This is a genomic window from Arthrobacter sp. AD-310, assembly GCF_054656615.1.
Genome location: NZ_BAAHNO010000005.1, coordinates 40,677 through 58,079, shown reverse-complemented (window position 1 = coordinate 58,079; position 17,403 = coordinate 40,677). Strand labels below are relative to the sequence as shown.

General features: G+C 67.7%; 16 protein-coding genes. 8 read left to right on the top strand and 8 right to left on the bottom strand.

The annotated features are described in order from the left end of the window. A partial coding sequence (locus ACYQ1Z_RS02825; RefSeq protein ID WP_459790932.1) for a hypothetical protein occupies positions 1-187 on the top strand: 187 nt, incomplete at its 5' end. A gap of 57 nt (positions 188-244) precedes the next feature. On the opposite strand, the gene ACYQ1Z_RS02820 is transcribed toward ACYQ1Z_RS02825, so the two are convergent. Next, positions 245-928: a DUF4397 domain-containing protein gene (locus ACYQ1Z_RS02820; RefSeq protein WP_459790931.1), complete on the bottom strand. Its 684-nt coding sequence runs from the start codon at positions 926-928 to the stop codon at positions 245-247. 105 nt (positions 929-1,033) lie between these two features. Continuing rightward, complete coding sequence (locus ACYQ1Z_RS02815) at positions 1,034-1,468, bottom strand: PaaI family thioesterase (RefSeq protein ID WP_459790930.1); 435 nt, start codon at positions 1,466-1,468, stop codon at positions 1,034-1,036. 114 nt (positions 1,469-1,582) lie between these two features. On the opposite strand from ACYQ1Z_RS02815, the gene paaZ reads away from it, so the two are divergent. Both paaZ and ACYQ1Z_RS02805 read left to right on the top strand, forming a co-directional pair. Then, positions 1,583-3,694: a phenylacetic acid degradation bifunctional protein PaaZ gene (gene paaZ / locus ACYQ1Z_RS02810; protein ID WP_459790929.1), complete on the top strand. Its 2,112-nt coding sequence runs from the start codon at positions 1,583-1,585 to the stop codon at positions 3,692-3,694. A 185-nt stretch (positions 3,695-3,879) separates the two neighbouring features. After that, positions 3,880-4,275, top strand: a complete 396-nt coding sequence (locus tag ACYQ1Z_RS02805) for a VOC family protein (protein ID WP_459790928.1) — start codon at positions 3,880-3,882, stop codon at positions 4,273-4,275. A 64-nt stretch (positions 4,276-4,339) separates the two neighbouring features. On the opposite strand, the gene ACYQ1Z_RS02800 is transcribed toward ACYQ1Z_RS02805, so the two are convergent. The 5 genes from ACYQ1Z_RS02800 to ACYQ1Z_RS02780 form a co-directional block, all read right to left on the bottom strand. Beyond that, a complete protein-coding gene (locus tag ACYQ1Z_RS02800; protein ID WP_459790927.1) occupies positions 4,340-4,645 on the bottom strand; it encodes a hypothetical protein in 306 nt (101 codons plus the stop codon). Between the two features lie 12 nt (positions 4,646-4,657). Further along, positions 4,658-5,746 (bottom strand): S1C family serine protease, encoded by a 1,089-nt coding sequence (locus tag ACYQ1Z_RS02795; RefSeq protein WP_459790925.1) that lies wholly within the window; start codon positions 5,744-5,746, stop codon positions 4,658-4,660. Positions 5,747-5,860: 114 nt separating this feature from the next. After that, complete coding sequence (locus ACYQ1Z_RS02790; RefSeq protein ID WP_459790924.1) at positions 5,861-6,496, bottom strand: TetR/AcrR family transcriptional regulator; 636 nt, start codon at positions 6,494-6,496, stop codon at positions 5,861-5,863. Between the two features lie 81 nt (positions 6,497-6,577). Continuing rightward, the gene (gene paaK, locus ACYQ1Z_RS02785) at positions 6,578-7,933 is read right to left on the bottom strand and encodes a phenylacetate--CoA ligase PaaK (protein WP_459790923.1); all 1,356 of its coding nucleotides are present in this window, start codon (positions 7,931-7,933) and stop codon (positions 6,578-6,580) included. A 7-nt stretch (positions 7,934-7,940) separates the two neighbouring features. Further along, positions 7,941-8,408, bottom strand: coding sequence for a hotdog fold thioesterase (locus tag ACYQ1Z_RS02780; protein WP_459790922.1), 468 nt, complete (start codon positions 8,406-8,408; stop codon positions 7,941-7,943). 223 nt (positions 8,409-8,631) lie between these two features. Here ACYQ1Z_RS02780 and pta point away from each other — a divergent pair, with 223 nt between their 5' ends. Beyond that, positions 8,632-10,701 carry a phosphate acetyltransferase gene (gene pta, locus ACYQ1Z_RS02775; RefSeq protein WP_459790920.1) on the top strand — a complete coding sequence of 690 codons (2,070 nt, stop codon included), beginning with the start codon at positions 8,632-8,634 and terminating at the stop codon, positions 10,699-10,701. Positions 10,702-10,833: 132 nt separating this feature from the next. Here the strand turns inward: pta and ACYQ1Z_RS02770 are convergent, their stop codons facing one another. Next, complete coding sequence (locus ACYQ1Z_RS02770; protein ID WP_459790919.1) at positions 10,834-12,165, bottom strand: MFS transporter; 1,332 nt, start codon at positions 12,163-12,165, stop codon at positions 10,834-10,836. 217 nt (positions 12,166-12,382) lie between these two features. On the opposite strand from ACYQ1Z_RS02770, the gene ACYQ1Z_RS02765 reads away from it, so the two are divergent. The 4 genes from ACYQ1Z_RS02765 to ACYQ1Z_RS02750 all read left to right on the top strand — a co-directional run bounded on the left by ACYQ1Z_RS02765 (position 12,383) and on the right by ACYQ1Z_RS02750 (position 17,362). Continuing rightward, positions 12,383-13,105, top strand: a complete 723-nt coding sequence (locus tag ACYQ1Z_RS02765) for a GntR family transcriptional regulator (RefSeq protein ID WP_459790918.1) — start codon at positions 12,383-12,385, stop codon at positions 13,103-13,105. Between the two features lie 170 nt (positions 13,106-13,275). Beyond that, on the top strand, positions 13,276-14,622 hold the full coding sequence (locus ACYQ1Z_RS02760; protein WP_459790917.1) for an L-fuconate dehydratase: 1,347 nt from the start codon (positions 13,276-13,278) through the stop codon (positions 14,620-14,622). Beyond that, on the top strand, positions 14,619-16,163 hold the full coding sequence (locus ACYQ1Z_RS02755; protein ID WP_459790916.1) for an aldehyde dehydrogenase (NADP(+)): 1,545 nt from the start codon (positions 14,619-14,621) through the stop codon (positions 16,161-16,163). Before ACYQ1Z_RS02760 ends, ACYQ1Z_RS02755 begins: the two co-directional genes overlap by 4 nt. After that, the gene (locus tag ACYQ1Z_RS02750; RefSeq protein ID WP_459790915.1) at positions 16,160-17,362 is read left to right on the top strand and encodes a fumarylacetoacetate hydrolase family protein; all 1,203 of its coding nucleotides are present in this window, start codon (positions 16,160-16,162) and stop codon (positions 17,360-17,362) included. Before ACYQ1Z_RS02755 ends, ACYQ1Z_RS02750 begins: the two co-directional genes overlap by 4 nt. Positions 17,363-17,403 lie beyond the last annotated feature (41 nt).

The window sequence follows — 17,403 nt, the reverse complement described above, 5'->3', positions numbered from 1 at the left end:
CCCCGCACCCGCGGCGACGCCGCCGGCAGGCCTTGCCGACACGGGAGGCAGCCTCCGGAACGGCGGCCTGGCCTACACCGGCGCCGGCGCGCTGGTTCCTGCGGCGGGAGGGGCGCTGGCCGCCATCACCGTCGGCATCCTGTTAACGGTCCTGGTCCGCCGCCGGAACAGGCGTCCACGCTCCTAGCGGCAGGGCGGGCGGAGAGGCGTCACGGGGTCCCGCCCGTCCGGCATGCCGGTGTGGTCAGTGGCCGCCTTCGACAACCTGCACGGCCACGTCCAGGGTGCCGTCGGCAAGGCTGCCCCAGGCGTAGACGATGGTGTTCGTCCCGCCCTCTACAGCGATATCAGCCGGGCCGATCACGGGCGCAGTGGTGCCCGCCGCTGCCACCGCGGCCGAAACTGTCCCGGCGCGAAGCTTCAGCACGGCTTCGTCCGGATTGGTGAGGCCCTGGATCACAGGTTCCCCGTTGGCGAGCACGTCGACGGCGGGAGCGGCGGCCACGTGCCGGACCGTCAGCTTGCCTTTCCGGTCGTTGCGCAGTCCCTTGGTGTCGTTTTCGAACAGGGAGGCAGTGGGTGCACCGGTGGCGCTGAGGTGGGCCACGGCGGTGTAGTTGCCACCTTCGTCAAGGTCGATACTCACCGGCCCGATCACCGCGTTGTCGGCGCTTGTGGCATCGGCCGCCGTGATGGCGATGTCGTAAGCCCCGGCGGGCAGCTCCAGCGGGCCGGCGAGGGATCCCGGCGTGAAGTCATCAAGCGTGAGGTTCCCGTTAACCCACACGTCCACCGTCAAGCCCGGAACACCGTGGAGGACGGACAGCAAAGCGTCATCGTCGTGCCAGCCGCTGGCCTGGGCCGGGGCGGCAAAGGCCAGCGAAGCGGCGAGTGAAAGTGCTCCGGCGGCGTAACCCATTGTGCGCATGTCAAACTCCTTCAAGGATGCCCGGCAGGCGGGCTGTTTGTGCTTACGCCGTTACTACTCCGGAAGGATGCCCGTTGGATGCACCGGTGGGGAAGTTTTTCCTGGTTACTGCTTGTGCCGCCGCATCAGCAGGTTGGTGATCCGCAGGGTGCACAGCCGCTGCCCGATCTCGTTGGTGATCAGCACCTCGTGCGTGGTGAGCGTGCCGCCCAGGTGGATGGGCGTGGCGGTGATGGTCACCATCCCCTCCCTGGCAGACCGGTGGTGTGTCGCGGACACGTCCACGCCAACCGCCGTTTTGCCCAACGTGCTGGCATGGATGACGGCAGCCCACGATCCCACAGCCTCGCCCACGGCGAGGGATGCGCCGCCGTGCAGCAGGCCAAAGGACTGCCGGTTTCCCTCTACGGGCATGGTGGCCACCACCCGCTCGACCGATTCCTCCACGATCTTGACGCCCATCTTTTCATCCAGTTCGCCAAGCGTGATCTTCCACAGTTCATGCTCTGCAGGGGAGGGTTCTGGAGTTGGGGCGTTCATGCGTTCTCCTAGTGTGCGGCGGGGGCAATCCTGTATGGTACTTATACTACCGAACGGCCGGTCAGTAATCATGGCCCGCCTTTCTGCCCCCTTTGTTGGAAGGACCCGTCAACGATGACCACCACTGCCACAGCTCCCCAGGCCACGGTCGACACCGTGGAGACAGTGCCCAGCTTCATTATGGACTCCTGGTGGACGCCCGACGCCGGCACCTCGGCTTCCGCCGTCCCGGTGCGTGACGCCAGCACCGGGGAGATCCTTGCGAAGGTAAGCACGGAGGGGCTGGACCTGCAGTCCGTCGTGGATTACGGGCGGGGGACCGGGCAGGACGAGCTCGGCAAGCTCACCTTCCACCAGCGCGCCCTCAAGCTCAAGGAGCTCGCGCAGTACCTGCATGCCCGGCGCGACCACTTTTACACGTTCTCCGCCCAGACCGGCGCCACCAAGCTCGATTCCATGGTGGACATCGACGGCGGCATCGGCGTCCTGTTCACCTTCGGCTCGAAGGGCCGGCGGGAGCTGCCTAACGCGCAGGTTGTGGTGGACGGCCCCATGGAGGTGCTGTCCAAGGATGGCTCCTTCGCCGGCGAGCACATCTACACGCGCATCCCCGGCGTGGCTGTGCAGATCAACGCGTTCAACTTCCCCGTGTGGGGCATGCTCGAGAAGTTCGCCCCGGCGTTCATCGCCGGCGTCCCCACCATCGTGAAACCGGCAACGCCCACCGGGTTTGTGGCGGCCGCCGTGGTCAAGGCAATCGTGGAGTCCAACATCCTGCCCAAGGGCTCGTTGCAGCTGATTTCCGGATCGGTCCGCGGGCTGCTGGACGTCCTGGACTACCGCGACTACGTGTCCTTTACCGGGTCCGCCTCCACGGCCCTGTCCCTGAAGTCCCACCCGAACGTGGTGCAGGGCGGGGTTCGGTTCACCTCGGAAACGGACTCGCTGAACGCCGCCATCCTGGGTCCCGACGGGGTCGAGGGCACCCCTGAGTTCGACGCGTTCGTGAAGTCCGTGGTCACCGAGATGACCGTCAAGGCGGGCCAGAAGTGCACCGCCATCCGCCGGACCATCGTGCCGCAGGAGCTGGTGCCCGCCGTCACCGCCGCCATCGGCAAGCGGATCCAGGAGCGCATTGTCCTGGGCGACCCGCGCGCCGAGGGCGTCACCATGGGCGCCCTCGCCTCCGTGGAGCAGCTCGAGGACGTGCGCGCCGCGGTGCAGTCCATGCTCGACGCCGGCGGTGAGCTTGCGTACGGAACGCTGGATTCGCCGTCGGTCACTACGGCGGACGGCGCCGCCGGGGTGGTGGCGGATGGCGCCTTTATGGCCCCCGTCCTGCTGAACTGGAAGGACCCCGAAGCGGAGGCGCTGCACTCGCTGGAGGCGTTCGGGCCCGTGTCCTCGGTGATCGGTTACAAGGACCTGGCCGACGCCGTCCGCCTTGCCGCCCGCGGCAGCGGATCCCTGGTGGCCACCGTCTGCACCAACGATCCCGCCGTCGCCCGCGAACTGGTGACCGGGATCGCCGCGCACCACGGCCGGGTGCTGATGCTCAACCGCGAGGATGCCCGCTCGTCCACCGGCCACGGCTCCCCGGTGCCGCACCTGGTCCACGGCGGGCCCGGACGTGCCGGCGGCGGCGAGGAACTGGGCGGCATCCGCTCCGTCCTGCACCACATGCAGCGCACCGCCATCCAGGGATCTCCGAACATGCTGACCGCCGTCACCGGCGTCTGGCACACCGGGGCGGACCGGAACTTCACGCTCGAGACGGAAGGAACGCACCCCTTCCGCAAGTCCCTGGCCACGCTGCACCTCGGCGACGCCGTCCGGTCCGACCTGCGGCAGGTCACCCTGGAGGACATCACCGCGTTCGCCAACTCCACCGGCGATACGTTCTACGCCCACACCAACCAGGAGGCCGCGGAAGCCAACCCGTTCTTCCCGGGCATCGTGGCGCACGGCTACCTGCTGCTGAGCTGGGCTGCCGGGCTGTTCGTGGAGCCGGCGCCGGGCCCCGTCCTTGCCAACTACGGGCTGGAGAACCTGCGGTTCATCACGCCCGTGGCCGCGGGCGACTCCATCCGCGTCACCCTCACGGCCAAGAAGATCACCCCCCGCGAGGCCGACGAATACGGTGAGGTGGCCTGGGACGCCGTCCTCACCAACCAGAACGACGAGACCGTGGCCACCTACGACGTCCTGACCCTCGTCGAAAAGTAGCCCCCGGGCAGGGGTTGCGCCCGTTGAAACCCGTGGTTGCCCTATCACTTTTGGTCCCTAAAAGCCGGTCTTAGGGACCAAAACTGATAGGGCAACTGGGGAAGAGCGGGGTGGTGGAGCCTGTCGAAACACAGGGGCGGAAGCGTAAAATTCTGCCCGTAGGAGGTGGCCAGATGACCCTAAGAATGAACACAGCCACAACCATCCTGCCAGTCGACGATGCAGCCCGCGCCCACAGTTTCTACACGGAGAAACTCGGACTCCCGCACCGCGGAATGACAGACGATGGAAGCGAACTGCTCGGCACCGACGGCGGCCCGATGCTGCAGCTGATGCCGGTCTCGGACGGCAAGCACTCGGACCACACGGCCCTGAGCTTTGAAGTCACGGACATTGAAAGAACGGTCCGCGACATGGAAGCGATAGGTGTGCAGTTCCAGGACTACGACCTGCCAAACCTCAAGACCGAAAACCACATCTGCACCACGAACTCGGAGAAGAGTGCGTGGTTCATGGACACCGAGCACAACATCCTCTGCGTCCATGAAACCCTTGGCGGCAAGATGGAGTACCAGGTCTAGGAAGCGCAAAAGCAGGGGCGCCCCGGAACAGGTCCGGGGCGCCCTAGCTTTGCCTTAGCGGGGGTCAGGATTCGGCGCCGCCGTGCAGGGCGTCATCGCTGCTGTCGTCCTCCGGCCCGGTGCCGTGCCCGCTTTCGCTCTGGTCGGACAGGTCCATGTTGCCGCGGGCCTCGTCCATGGTGGGGCCGCCGGCGGGGACGCTGTAGGTGTCCGGCCGGATGCCGTGGGACTGTTCCTCGATCAGCGCCTGCTCCTCGCTGAAGCGGATCACATTCGCTTCGTCGCCGGCGTCTCCGGGGATGTCCTCACGGACTTTCGACGGGTCCGGAACGATGTATCCGGCGTCGGGCTCTTCTTTGGAGTTGCTCATTTCCTTACCTTCCTATCGGGTGGTGGGTTCAGTGGGGCGTTCGGTGAGGTCCACTTTGACGTCCTCAGACCTGTCCCCGCGCTTGACCGACAAACTCACGGTGTTGCCGGGGTTCCGGCCGCGGAGTTCGGCCAGGAGCTTCTCGGGGGCGGTGAGCTGGACGCCCTCCATGGACTCGAGGACGTCGCCGGGGCGGATCCCGGCACGTCCGGCCGGCCCGTCCTCGTCCACGGACAGGACCAGGACGCCGGTGACCTCCCCGATGCCCAGCTGGTCGGCGATCTGGGCGGTCAGTTCCCCCGGGGTGAGGCCCAGGTAGGCGTGCTCTGCTGTGCCGTCGGCCAGCAGTTCCTCGGCTACCTCCACGGCCGTGGCGGCGGGGATGGCGAAGCCGAGGGCCACAGCGCCGGCCGAGGGCGGGATGTAGGCCTCGCTGATGCCGATGATCTCACCGCGCATGTTGATCACGGCGCCGCCGGAGTTGCCCGGGCTGATGGGCGCGTCCGTCTGGATCAGGTCTACCAGGGACAGGCTGTTGGAGGCCGAGCCGGGAATGGAGCGGTGGAGGCCGGAGATGATGCCGGCGGTGGCGGTGTTCTCGAAGCCCAGCGGGGAGCCGAGAACCACGGCGCCTTCACCCACTTTGGGGAGGTTGGCCTGGTACATGGGCTTGGGCAGCCCGGTCCGGTCGGCCTGCACCAGGGCAAGGTCTGTCACCGGGTCCGTCGCTTTGACGGTGCCCTTCACGCGCTGTCCGTCGGCGAACGCCACCTCAACCGAGGTATTGCCCCGGATGACGTGCTCGTTTGTGAGGATCAAACCGTCCTCGGAGTACACCACGCCGCTGCCCAACCCGCCGTCGGTAAAAATGGTTACCACGGACGGCGCCAGGTTCTCCACGAGCTGCGGGATGCCGCCTGCCATGTCCCCGCCGCCGGTTGCGGGCGCAGGTGGAGCGGGGCTGGCGGTCGCGGCCACGGTGGTTTCCGCGGGCTGCGGGGCGGGAGGGGAACCAGTGCAGGCGGACAGCACGACGGCGGCGGCGGCCGCGGCAGCAAAGGCTGCGGTCCCGCGGCGGTTCCGGTGGGGTCCCCGGTTCATGTGCAACCTCCCTGCGATGGCGGCTTTCCTACCACCGTAGCCGGGGTTCGGGCGATATACCAAGCACGCTTAGTATTCGGGGGTTCTGCGGTGCAGGGTGCTCCGGCGCCGGACTTAGGAGTGGCCGTGGAGGCCGTCGAAGGCCATGGTGATGACGTCGTCGGCCAGCCGGGCGGGGGAGAGGGGGCCGCCGGGCTTGTACCACTCCACGATCGAGTTGATCATGCCGAACAGGAGCCGGGTGACGGTCCGCGGATCGATGTCCGTGCGCAGCGAGCCCTCATCCCTGGCCAGTGAAATAAGCGCCGCGACCTTGTGGTCGAAGGTGCGCCGCCGTTCCAGCGCGTCCCGCTCGATCTCGGTGTTGCCGCGCAGCCGCAGCAGCAGGGTGACGAACGGCAGCCGGTCCACCAGGACCGCCACGGTCTGCCGGAGGACGAACTCAAGCCGGGCGTCGGCGGCTCCCGAGGTGGCCTCCGGCTGTTCGAGGATGGACTCCAGTCCGCCCAGGGCGTGGTCGAGTGCGAGCTTGAGGAGGTCGCCCTTGGACGGCACGTGGTGGTAGATGGCCGACTTCGAAATGCCCAGGTTCTCTGCCAGGATCCCCATGGAGGTGGCGTCGTAGCCGTGCCGGTTGAAGACGTCCACGGCGATCCGCAGGACTGACTGCTGATCGTAGCCGGGACGGCCGCGTTTCGCCGTGCCATTAACGGTGCCGTTGGTGGTGGAGGTTCCGGTGGTGCTGGGCATAGGTGCTAGTTTCTCACGAACGGTCGGTCGGTCCGGGAAGGTGCCGTGCCGGGGGCCCGGCCCGAAGGCCGGGCACCCTTGCTAGCCCTTCGGCCGCAGGTCGTAGATGCGGCGGAGCTTGCCGTTCGAGCGTTCAAGGGATCCGGGCTCCACGACGTCCACCGTGCACGAAGAACCCACGTGGATCTTGATCTGCTCCTTCAGGGCGCGTCCCGCCGTCGTGCTCTGCTCGGCGGTGACGGTGTCCCGGCGCTCGATCTTCACCGTGAGCTGGTCCATCCGCTGGCCTTCGGGCCGGGTCAGTTCGAGCTGGAAGTGCGGGCTGAGTTCGGGGATGCGGAGTGCAATCTCCTCGATCTGGGACGGGAAGAGGTTCACGCCGCGCAGGATGATCATGTCGTCGCTTCGGCCGGTGATGCGCCCCATGCGGCGGTGGGCCGGGCGGGCCGTGCCGGGCAGGAGGCGGGTGAGGTCCTTGGTGCGGTAGCGGATGATCGGCAGGGCTTCCTTGGTGAGCGAGGTGAAAACGAGCTCGCCGTGTTCGCCGTCGCCGAGGACGTTTTCCTTGCCCGGGGCCGGGTTGAAGGGGTCGATGATCTCGGGGCGGAAGTGGTCCTCCCAGATGTGGCTGCCGTCCTGCGTCTCCACGGCTTCGCCGGCGACGCCCGGGCCCATGACCTCGGACAGGCCGTAGATGTCGCAGGCCTTGATGTTCATGGTGACCTCAAGCTCGTGCCGCATCTCCTGGGTCCACGGCTCCGCGCCGAGAACGGCGTACTTCAGCGACGTGGAGGCCGGGTCGATGCCCATGTGCGCCATGGCGTCGGCGATGGTGAGCAGGTAGGTGGGCGTGGCCAGGATGGCGTCCGGCTTGAAGTCCTGGATCAGCTGGATCTGGCGTTCGGTCTGGCCGCCGGACATGGGGATGACGGTGCAGCCCAGGGCTTCGGCGCCGGCATGCGCGCCCAGGCCGCCGGTGAACAGGCCGTAGCCGTAGGCGTTGTGGACCTTCATGCCGGGGCGGATGCCGGACGCGCGGAAGCACCGGGCCACAAGCTTGGCCCAGTCGGCGAGGTCCTGCTTGGTGTAGCCGACGACGGTGGGCCGGCCGGTGGTGCCGGAACTGGCGTGGATGCGGGCCACCTCGTGCTGCGGCACCGCGAACATGCCGAACGGGTACTCCTGGCGCAGGTCCTCCTTGGTGGTGAAGGGGAAGTTGCCCAGGTCGGAAAGTTCGCGGAGATCGCTGGGGTGGATGCCGGCGTCGTCGAACTTGCGCTTGTAGAGCGGCACCCGCTCGTAGGCGTAGGCCACGGTGTGCTGCAGGCGGGTGAGCTGGAGGGCTTCGAGTTCGTCGCGGGAGATGGTCTCCTCGCGGTCCAGGCCTTCCGTCTGCGCTGGCGTGGCGGCGGGCGTTTCGGGGGCATGCAGGGTCATGGTTTTCCTACTTCTTGGGGATGGTGCGGCTGCGTCCGCGGAACTCTGCAATGAGCTCGCCGTGGGTGCCGGGGGTGGTGTCGGGGAGGTCCGCGGCGTCTGCAGCGAAGATCTGGATGTCGTACAGGCCGCTGCGGCCCGCGCTGGAGCGCCGGTCCGCGACGGCGGTGAGCACCTGGCCGCGGAAGGCCGGCTTGAGGAAATTGATGTCGACGCCGGAGGCAACGGTGATGTTGTTTTCCTCGCCGGGTGCCGGGTTGAGCGGGTTGCACGCGAGGGCGAACGCGGTGTCGCCGAAGGCGAAGATCATTCCGCCGTGGGCCATGCCGAAGCCGTTGAGCATTTCCTGCCGGAGCGTCATCCGGATGGTGGCGTGGCCGTCGCTCAGCGACTGGACCTCGATGCCCATCCATTCGGAGGCATAGTCGTTTTCCAGGATGGGGTGGGGTGGCCCGGAAAGTGTTGTTTCAGCCATGCGTCATTGCCTCCAGCTTTATTTACCGAATGTTCATTAGGTAATCCCATGAGCGGGTCCGGTGTCAAGGGCACGGCTGCCCAACCAGGTGGCAGTAGGTGTCGTTTTGGGCTTCCATAACGACACTTACTGCGACCTGGTTGGGTGGGAGGCCACTGGGGAAGGTGCAAGGATGGAGGGACCGGCACCACCACTTCCCGGCACCGACAGCAAAGGGCGGACCATGGCCAAAGGCATCTACGTCAGCGCAACCACTCCCGGCTCGGGCAAGTCCCTCGTCGCCCTGGGCCTGGCGGACACCCTGCACCGGCATGCGGACAGGATTGGCTTTTTCAAACCCGTGGTCACCGGTCCCACCGCTGAGGACGATCCCATGGTCGCCCTGATGAAGACGCGCTTCGCGCTCGACGACGAGCGCTGCCGCGGCGGCCTCACCTTCCATGAGGTCCGCCATCTGCTGGCGGAAGGCAAGCGGGAGGAGATCGACTCCCGCTGTGTGGAAATCTTCGCCGGGATTGCCCGGCACTGCGATGTGGTCATTGTGGAGGGGACGGACCTCACCGGCCAGGACGCCGCTGTCGAATTCGACCTCAACGCCCGCCTGGCCAACAACCTTGCGGCGCCCGTCGTGGCGGTGGTGGGCGCCAAGGGCCGCACCGTGGAGGAGGCCGTGGCCGCCGTCGATGTGGCCCGCAAGGAACTGTCAGCGGAAAAGTGCGCGCTGCTGGCCATCATGGTGAACCGGGCGGACCCGGAGCTGGTGGACGGGATCGCGGCCGAGGTGAAGGTCGGGGCCTCCGGACGGCCCGTCTATGTCCTGCCGGAACTGGAGGAAATCGCCCGCCCCACCACCGGCGAGGTTGCCACCGCGCTGGGCGTGCGGCAGATCGCCGGCCGCGCGGACATGGACCGCGACGTCAAGGACGTCAAAGTGGCGGCCATGAACGTGGGCAACTTCCTGAACGTCCTGGACGAGGGCGCGCTGGTGATCGTCCCGGGGGACCGGGCGGACGTGATGGTGGCCTGCCTGGCGTCCTCATTCTCGCCCGAATTCCCGGTGGCTTCAGCACTGATCCTCACCGGCGGGCTGGCGCCGGATGCCAACATCTACCCGCTCCTGGCCCAGGCGCCCTTCCCCGTCTTCGCCGCCCGGGAGGACACGTACACCACGGCAAAGCGCGTCTCCGAGGTCCGCAGCGAGATCTGGTCCGGGCACCGGCGGAAGGTGGCGTCCGCCCTGGGCCTGTGGTCCCGCCGGGTGGATGAGGCCGAACTGGTGGAGCGGCTGCACCTGCCCCGGCCCGAGCGGATGACCCCGCTGCGGTTCCTGCACGACCTGATCGAGCGGGCCCGGGCCCAGCGCCGGCACGTGGTCCTGCCGGAGGGCACGGATGTCCGGATCCTGCGGGCGGCGGAGATCCTGCACCGGCGGGACGTCTGCGACCTGACCGTCCTGGGCCCGGAATCCGATGTCCGGGAACTCGCGGCGGCGCGCGGCATTGACCTTACCGGCATCAACGTGGTGGACCCGGCGACGTCGGACCTGCGGCAGAAGTTCGCCGAAAAGTACGCTGAACTCCGGGCGCACAAGGGCGTTGACCTGGCCAAGGCGCTGGAGATCATGCAGGACGTAAGCTACTTCGGCACCATGATGGTCCAGCTGGGCGTGGTGGACGGCATGGTTTCAGGCGCCGCCCACACCACCGCCCACACCATCCGGCCGGCGCTGGAATTCGTGAAGACCCGTGAGGGCGTGAAGATCGTCTCCTCGGTGTTCCTGATGCTGATGCCTGACCGGGTGCTGGTGTACGGCGACTGCGCGGTGAACCCGGATCCGAATGTCGAGCAGCTGGCGGATATCGCCCTGGCCTCGGCCGAGACCGCGGCCCAGTTCGGCGTGGAGCCGCGGGTCGCCATGCTGTCCTACTCCACCGGCGGCTCGGGCTCCGGCGAGGCGGTGGACGAGGTGCGGCAGGCCACCGAACTGGTCCGCCAGCGCCGCCCGGACCTCGCCGTCGAAGGCCCCATCCAGTACGACGCCGCGGTGGACGCCTCGATCGCCGAGTCCAAGATGCCCGGCTCGTCGGTTGCGGGCCAGGCGACCGTGTTCATCTTCCCGGACCTGAACACCGGCAACAACACGTACAAGGCGGTACAGCAGAGTTCGGGGGCGGTCGCCGTCGGGCCCGTCCTGCAGGGGCTGCGGAAGCCGGTGAACGACCTCTCACGCGGCTGCACCGTCGAGGACATCGTCAACACCGTGGCCATCACGGCCATCCAGGCGCAGGCCTGAACCCGTGGGGTGGCTGAGCTGGTCGAAACCTTCGCGCCGGGTTTCGGCAAGCTCAACCGCCGATAAAACAAAGGACGACGCCGGCACTTCCGCACGTGCCGGCGTCGTCCTGATGTTTGGGCTGCCTGGGCGTCAGGCGGCTGCCTTGACCTTCAACGGTTCGATCTTGCCGATGACGAACAGGTAGTTCGCCGCGCCGATGAGTGAGACGGCCCCGATCACGGCCAGCGGCGCCACGAAGGACCCGGTCTGGTCCACCAGCACGCCGATCAGGATCGGGGTGAAGATGCCGGCAAGGTTGGAAGCGAAGTTCTGCAGGCCGCCGATGGAGCCGACGTGGCGGGAGCTGGGTGCGACGTCGGCGGGCAGGGACCAGATACCGGTGGCGGCAACGGTCAGGCTCGAGTAGGCGATGGACAGCAGGGCGAGGGCCATCCAGGCCTCCGGGACCAGTGCCGCGAACATGATGACCGAGCCGCCGGCCAGGCCGCCCGCGATCGCCGTCTTGCGGACCTTGCTGACAGGTGCCCCTGCCCGGACTGCCCGGTCGGCAATGTATCCGCCGAGCCAGCCGAACAGGACGGCGCAGATGCCGGGGATGGCCCCGAAGAAGCCCAGCTTCAGGAGGTCGAAGCCGCGCTCCTTGACCAGGTAGCTCGGGAAGAACGTGATGAAGAAATAGATGGCGCTGTTCAGGCAGAAGAAGCCGAACATCATGCTGAGGATGGTGCGGTACTTGAACAGCGAACGCCAGGGGAGCTTTGCCGCTCCGGCGTCGTCGCTGGCCTCGCCGCGGGCGCCGCCTTCCTGGATGTAGCTGACCTCTGCGGCGTTGGCGCCGGGGTGGTCCTCCGGGCTGCGGTAGACCTTCCACCAGACTGCAGCCCAGATGACGCCGGCCAGGCCGATGATGATGAACACGGCATGCCAGGAGGTGAAGGCCACAATGAGCGTGACGATCGGCAGGGCGATGACAGCGCCCACGCGGGACCCGGAGTCCCAGATGCTGGTGGCGAAGGCGCGTTCGCGGACGGGGAACCAGGTGGCCACGACTTTGGCGGCGGTGCTCGGTGCCGGGCTCTCGCCCACCCCGAGGAGGAACCTGGCGGCGAAGAGGGACCAGAAGTTGGAAGCGGCTGCCGTAACCATGGTGAAGACCGACCACCAGAGGGCGGCCAGGGAGAAGGACCGGCGGGGGCCTACCTTATCGACGTACCAGCCGGCGGCCAGCTGGCAGAAGTCGTAGGCCCAGAAGAAGGCGGCAAATATCAGGCCCTGCTGGGTTGCCGTGAGTTCAAAGTCCTTGCCCATGAAGGGCAGGGCGACGCTGAGGCTCGAACGGTCGAGATAGTTGATGCTGAGGCCAATGAAGGCAAGCCAGATGATGACCCAGCGTTTGCGGGTCATCAATCGTGGCGCTGTGGGGGAGGGGGCGGCAGTGGTGTTGTTGCCGAGCGCAGTCATGCGGTCTCCTTCGACGTGAACATGGCTCTGGGTGCTGAGGGCACCGGCGGGGGGAGGCGGACGCCGAAGAAGTCGACGCCAAATCATATAGGAATCTCGTTAATCATATAGATTTTGTGATCTGGATCAAGCCCCACCGGAAATCACTCCTTCTTCCTGCCCTGGCTTATGATTCCCCCAGCACATCCCTTCCACTTACCAAGCCAGAGGTCTTCGCGTGCCCCCACGTTCATCAACAGACGCTTCCAGAGGCAAAGCGGCAGCCGCCGACGTATACGCCTCCATGCGCGCCTCCATCCTTGAGGGCGAACTCGCCCCCGGTACGCGGATCAATATCGACGGCGTGGCGCGCAGCCTCGGCGTCTCGCAGACCCCGGTGCGGGAGGTGCTCCAGCGCCTCGAGGGGGACAACCTGGTGGTCTACAACCCTGGCCGGGGCTACAGCACCACGCCACTGCTGGACCTTCCGGAGCTGCGCTCGCTGTTCGAGTTCCGGCTCCTGGTGGAACCCTGGGCGGCGCGCGCGGCGGCCGTGGACAGGCTGGCCAATCCCGCTGCCACCCTGGAGAAGGAGCTGGCCGGCTTTCGGGAGGCCATGAAGTCCACCGCCGATTTGCGGCAGGATTTGGTGGCGCACGACACGCGGTTCCACGACACCATCCTTGCAGCCTCCGGCAACCCGGTGGTGCGGCACGCCTTTGCGCAGACCCACTGCCACCTCCACACCTTCCGGCTGTACCCCGCGGATGTGGACGGCGCCATCACCGTCGCTGAACACGCCGCCATCCGCGAGGCAATCCAGGACTGCGATCCCGAACGGGCCGAGCAGGCCATGACCACGCACATCCGAAACTCCTTTGACAGGTTTGCCCAGGCATTCCAGGGGGAACTCGAGCCCCTGGAGGACGGCGGGCCGCCGAAAAGGCGGATCATCCCATAGGCGTCACGTGGCCCCGGCAGGCATGAAGCACATGGCCTGCCGGGGCTTTTTTGTGTCCTTCGCCAGTGGCGGGATGGCGGAAGTCTTGACGTGGATCACATAACCTATATGATTATTGCAATTCATATAGGAATCGTTCACCGTTGAAAACTCCCGAAAGAAGACACCCCATGCCTTCCATCACGTCCATCAAGACCCAGGACGTCCGCTTTCCCACCTCCCTGGAGCTTGACGGCTCCGACGCGGTCAACGTCGACCCGGATTACTCCGCCGCCTATGTCGTCATCCGTACGGACGGGGGCGACGAGGGCCACGGCTTCGTGTTCAGCTGCGGCCGCGGCAACGAGATCCTGACTGCCGCCATCGACTCCTACGCCAGCCTGCTCGTGGGCCGGGACATCGACGAACTTATCTACGACCTCGGCGCCGCATCCCGCCTGCTCGTCCATGACTCCCAGCTGCGCTGGCTGGGACCCGAAAAGGGGGTCACCCAAATGGCCTGCGGCGCCCTGGTGAGTGCGCTCTGGGACATCCGCGCGCGCCGCGAGAACAAGCCGCTGTGGCTGCTGCTCAGCGAGATGAGTCCCGAAGAGCTGGTCAGCGTCGTGGACTTCACCCACATCAGGGACGCCCTCAGCCCCGAGGAGGCGCTCGAGATCCTCCGGGCGGGCCAGGACGGCAAGGAGCGCCGCATTGCCGAACTCAAGGCTGGAGGCTTCCCCGCCTACACCACGTCCCCCGGCTGGCTGGGCTACAGCGACGAGAAGCTGGTCCGGCTGAGCAAAGAGGCCGCTGCCGACGGGTTCTCCATGATCAAGCTCAAAGTGGGCGGTGACATCAACGACGACCGCCGCCGCATGGCCCTGGCCCGGGAAGCCGTGGGCAGCCTGCCCATCGCCATCGACGCCAACCAGCGCTGGGAAGTGTCCGAGGCCATCGACTGGGTCAACCAACTCGCCGGGTTCGATCCGTACTGGATCGAAGAACCCACCAGCACCGACGACGTGCTGGGGCATGCCGACATCCGCAAGGGCGTCAGCCCGGTCCGTGTGGCCACCGGTGAAGCCGTGCAGAGCCGGATCATCTTCAAGCAGCTCCTGCAGGCCGGCGCCATTGACGTCCTGCAGCTTGATTCCACCCGGGTGGCAGGAGTCAACGAGAACATCGCCATCCTGCTGCTGGCCGCCAAGTTTGGCGTCCCCGTCTGCCCGCACGCCGGCGGCGTAGGCCTGTGCGAACTGGTCCAGCACTTCTCCTTCTTCGACTACGCCGTGGTGGGCCGCAGCCAGGAGAACCGGATGATCGAATTCGTGGACCACCTCCATGAGCACTTCGCCGAGCCGGTCCGCATTGTCGACGGCCGCTACGCCGCGCCGGAACTGCCCGGCACGGGCGCCGAAATGCTCACTGCTTCCCGCGCCCGCTGGGAGTTCCCGGGCGGTGCGGGCTGGCAGGAGGTGGGCAGCCGCGCGGCCGTCACCGGCGGGTCTCTGAGCACTGCCGGAGCCGGCCTGTGACCGCCCCGGCCGAGACCGCCGTCGTCCGGGCCCAGCCCACAACTGCCCAGCCCACCACTGCCGGGGAACTCGCCGCCGCCGTCGATGCAGGGCAGCGCGCCTTTGAAGAAGGCCGCCTGGCGGACCCGGACATCCGCGCCGGCTGGCTCGAGGCCATTGGCGACGGACTCGAGCAGTCCGCCACGGGGCTCGTGGAGACCGCCGTCCGGGAGACGCACCTGGCGGAAGCGCGGCTGGTCGGCGAGTTGAAGCGCACAGTGTTCCAGCTGAGGCTCTTCGCAGACGAGATCCGCAGGGGCGAGCACTTCGACGCCACCATCGACCACGACGACCCCGGCTGGGGCATGGGTCCAAGGCCGGACCTGCGCCGGTACAACGTGCCGCTCGGCGTGGTCGGAGTCTTCGGCGCCTCCAACTTCCCCTTCGCGTTCAGCGTGATGGGCGGCGACACGGCGTCCGCACTCGCCGCCGGCTGTTCCGTGGTGCACAAGGCCCACGACGCGCACCGCGAACTTGCCGCGCGGACAGCTCAGGTGGTCACAGCAGCGCTGGAAGGTGCCGGTGCGCCGTCGGGCCTGTTTTCGCTGGTGACCGGGCGGCAGGCCGGCGAGGCACTCGTGGACCACCCGCTGGTCAAGGCCGTCGGATTCACCGGCTCCACGGCAGGCGGCCGCGCGCTGCTGGACCGGATCGCCGCCCGTCCCGAACCCATCCCGTTCTTCGGCGAGCTGGGCGGCATTAACGCGGTATTCGTCACGGCCAGGGCGTGGGCCGCCAGGGGGGCGGAGATCGTCACCGGCTATGCCGGCTCCTTCACTTTGGGGATGGGCCAGTTCTGCACCAAGCCCGGGCTGTTGTTCGTCCCGGCCGGGCACGCGGACGTCATCCGCGGCCGGCTGCAGGAGGCACTCGACGGGTTCACCTCCGCCCGGCTGCTCAGCCCCCGCCTCCACGCGGGCTATGCGGACGCCGTCACCCGGCTGCGGGACAGCAGCGGCGTCGGCGTCCTGGTGGAGGGCACCTTCGCCGACGAACCGGCCCCCACTGTCCTGCGCACCACCTCGGAGGATGTCCGGAACAACCCGGACCTGCTCCGCCAGGAGATGTTCGGCCCGGCCAGCCTAGTGGTCGAATACGACGACGAGGCGGAGCTGCCCGCCCTGGCCGGGTTGCTGGAAGGCCAGCTGACCACCACCCTGCAGGCGGAGGAGGACGACGACGTCTCCGCCCTCGCTGCCCGGCTCGCCGACATCAGTGGCCGGGTCCTCTGGAACGGCTGGCCCACCGGCGTGACCGTCAGCTACGCCCAGCACCACGGCGGCCCGTACCCGGCCACGACGTCGGCCACCACTTCGGTGGGGACGGCGGCCATCCGCCGCTTCCTGCGCCCGGTGGCCTACCAGTCGTTCCCGGCGTCGCGGCTGCCCGAACCCCTGCAGGACGGCAACCCCTGGCGGGTCCCGCAAAGGGTCGACGGCGTCTGGCACCACCCCGCGCGCGGGGAAGCCACCGGCGGGGCCGGGAAGGAAGGACAGCAGTGAGCTCCTTGTCAGAAGCAGTACGCTCGGTGCTTCCCGAGGACGCGGACCAGGCACTGCTGATCGGCCGTGTCTGGGACGTGGAAACGGCGGGCCCGCGCGTGGTGGCTGTCCGCGGGGGCACGGTCTTCGATCTCCACCGCCTCGCCGGAACGGTTGCCGACCTGCTGGAACTTCCGGACCCGGCCGGGGCGGTCCGGGCTGCCCTCCTGGATCCCGGCCTGGCCGAACCGCGCTGGGCGGCGGCCGACGTCGTCGACGCCTCCCTGGCGGGGGATGAAGCGCGGGTGAGGTTGCTGGCTCCCGTTGACCTGCAGGTGGTCAAGGCCTGCGGTGTCACCTTCGTGGACAGCATGATCGAACGCGTCATCGAGGAACGGTGCGCCGGTGACGCCGGACGTGCCGCGGAGGTCCGCGCGCTGGTGGGCCGTGCCCTGGGCGGCAGCATCGCCGCCCTGCGGCCGGGTTCGCCGGAGGCGGTCGAGGCCAAACGGGTCCTGATGGCCGAAGGGCTGTGGTCGCAGTACCTGGAGGTGGGGATCGGCCCTGACCCGGAGGTGTTCACCAAGGCGCCTGTCCTGTCCTCGGTGGGGCTGGGCGCGGGCATCGGCATCCCGTCCTTCTCCTCCTGGAACAACCCGGAACCGGAACTGGTGCTGATCGCCACATCCGGGGGACAGGTGGTCGGGGCAACGCTGGGAAACGACGTCAACCTCCGTGACGTGGAAGGCCGCAGCGCCCTGCTGCTCGGCAAGGCCAAGGACAATAACGCCTCCAGTGCGCTGGGACCCCTGATCCGCCTGTTCGACGGCGACTTCACGCTGGACACCCTCCGCGACGAGGAAATCCTGCTGCGCGTGGAAGGCCCGGAGGGGTACCTGCTGGAGGGCCGGAACAGCGTGGCGCGGATCAGCCGGCCTTTCGAGGAGCTCGTGGCCGCCACGCACGGCAGCCACCACCAGTACCCTGACGGGTTCGCCCTGTTCACCGGCACGCTGTTCGCCCCGACCCAGGACCGGGACGAACCCGGCCAGGGCTTCACCCACAAACACGGGGATGTGGTGACCATCCGCAGCCGCCACCTCGGCGCCCTGGTCAACAGGGTGGGTGCTTGCGAGGAACTGCCGGAGTGGTCGTTCGGCCTGCGCCGGCTGTTCGGGTACCTGGCGGAGCAGCGGCAACGGCAGGAAGCCTGCTCCTGACCTGGCAACGGATAAAGGGCGACGGCGGCACCCGGGCGGGT